The organism is Streptomyces virginiae (genome assembly GCF_000720455.1).
Taxonomy (GTDB): domain Bacteria; phylum Actinomycetota; class Actinomycetes; order Streptomycetales; family Streptomycetaceae; genus Streptomyces; species Streptomyces virginiae.
Genome location: NZ_JOAK01000079.1, coordinates 1 through 2,170, shown reverse-complemented (window position 1 = coordinate 2,170; position 2,170 = coordinate 1). Strand labels below are relative to the sequence as shown.

Below are 2,170 nucleotides of genomic sequence, written 5' to 3'. Positions count from 1 at the left end.
CGCGGCGGTGGTCGTCGGCCGCGGCGGGCAGGGTGGCGGCGCCGATCAGGGTGCCGGCCGCCAGCAGGGTGGCGAGAACGCGGCGGGTGGCGAGAGAAGCAGACATGGAGGATGGACCCCTTCGACTTCAAGGACGGCCCGCACCGGCGCCCCGCACGGATACGTGCGTGCCGGTCGGACTCGAAACGGTTCCCGGCGTCTGGCCGAGGAGCCACACACTGGCCCCCCGCCACACCCGGACACCGCACCCCCACCCCCTGTTTCCCAATCCGGAAATGTCCGTAACTCTCCCTTGTAACGGGCAACCGTCAAACCCGGATTGACGCCCCGGACACGCCCACGCGCCACCAGCCGGTGGGAGGCCTGCCAAGCGGCCCGCCCCACACCCCGACCCCACCCCCGGCCACCGCCCACGCCCCTGCGCCGAACGGGTTCAAGGCCCTGTAACAGCCGCCCCCGCCGCCCCTTCGCACGCACCTGCCAAAACGATTCCGGCGTACGAGAAAAACCGGCACCTCAAGCCAACGCCAACGCCAACGCCGCCGCCGTCACCGGCCCCTACGCCGCCCCCCAGTGCTTCCTGACCAGCTCATAGGAACCGATCCGGTCACCCAGGTCATAGACGGGCGTCGCCAGCATCAACTCCTGCGCCCCGGTCTCCGCGGCCAGCTGCGCCAGCCGCCCCACCACCACCGCGGGCGCCCCGACCGCCTGCTGCGCACGGAAACCGTCCAGCGCCCGCCGCTCCTGCTCCGTGAAGGGGTGGGCGGCCGCCTGCGCGGGCGTCGGGAACGGCGCCTGGCTCAGCCCCTTCAGAAGCCCGGCCTTGACCACGTTCATCGGACCCGCCCGCCACACGGCCTCCTCCTGCGTCGGCGCGCACACCGTCTCCACACACAGCAGCACCCGGGGCCGCTCGCACCAGCGGGACGCGGTGAACGCCGCCCGGTAACCCTCCACCACGGCAAGGGTGTTCTCCGGCCGGATGTGGTGCGCGACCGCGACCGGCAGACCCAGGGCCGCGGCGAGAGCCGCCCCCGCGGTACTGGAGACCAGCAGCCACGGCTCCGGCAGCGCACCGAGCGCGACCTCCTCCACCAGGAACGACAGGACCGCCGCCACGTCCTGGCGGTACTCCGCGTCCGTCGCCGGCCCCGCCCCACGGCGCAGCGCCCGGGCGATGGCCTCGTCGAACGTGCCCGGACCGCGGCCGATACCCAGGTCGATCCGGTCCTCGTGCAGGGCGGCCAGCGTCCCGAACTGCTCCGCCACCGTGAGAGGCGCGTGATTGGGGGCCAGTACCCCGCCCGACCCGAGACGGATCACCGAGGTCGAGGCGGCAGCGTGCGCGGTCAGCACGACCGGCGGGAACGCACCGATCGCGGGGGAGTGGTGGTGCTCCGCGTACCAGAGGCGGCGGTAGCCCAGCCGCTCCATTGCCTGTGCGAAGGCCGCGGTGTCCCGCAGGGTGTCCACGGCGCGGGTGCCCGTCTGCACCATCGCGACTTCCAGTGCTGAAAGAGGTATGTCGAGCATGCCGTCAGCATAGGGATCACGGCCGCCCGATGATCGTTTTCGCGCCACCGCGGACGGACACCCCGACCACCGGATTTCCGGCTAACCCGTATCCGTGAAAACGTCAAGCCCCGAATTCCCGGAACGTGACCGGCAGTGCGGCGGAAGGGCCTACTGGTTATGCGCCTCACCGGCAAGGAAACGAGGTCGCAGACGCGGCGGAAACATTCCCCGCATCGCAAAGGCCCCGAATTCCCGGAGCCCCTTCCAGGGTCCGATTCGATCAGGAGAAACACCATGAACCGTAAGTTCGAGACGTCCGAGACCCCCCGCCCCAAGCGTCGAGGCTTCCGCCTCGCCACCGCCGTCGCGGCCGCCGCGATCGCCGGCGGCATCCTCGTCCCGACGTCTTCCGCGATGGCAGCCCCCACCACGTCGGTAGAGAGCGTGGTCAGCCACAACAAGCACGACCACAAGAAGCACGACGGCAACCACCACGGCAAGAAGAAGAAGAAGCACAACCAGGGCAACACCCAGGGCGGTACGCAGGGTGGCGGCAATGGCAACACCCAGGGCGGTACGCAGGGTGGCGGTAACGGCAACACCCAGGGCGGTACGCAGGGTGGCGGTAACGGCAACACCCAGGGCGGTACGC

Annotated in this window: 1 protein-coding gene and 1 pseudogene; one reads left to right on the top strand and one right to left on the bottom strand. The window is 70.7% G+C overall.

Annotated elements, in window-relative coordinates; translation table 11 throughout:
• Positions 1-558 precede the first annotated feature (558 nt).
• On the bottom strand, positions 559-1,536 hold the full coding sequence (locus IG86_RS0138015) for an MsnO8 family LLM class oxidoreductase (RefSeq protein ID WP_030903130.1): 978 nt from the start codon (positions 1,534-1,536) through the stop codon (positions 559-561).
• Positions 1,537-1,812: 276 nt separating this feature from the next.
• Between IG86_RS0138015 and IG86_RS0138010 the strand changes: the two are divergent.
• Positions 1,813-2,170, top strand: a pseudogene (locus IG86_RS0138010) (hypothetical protein); the annotation flags it as partial.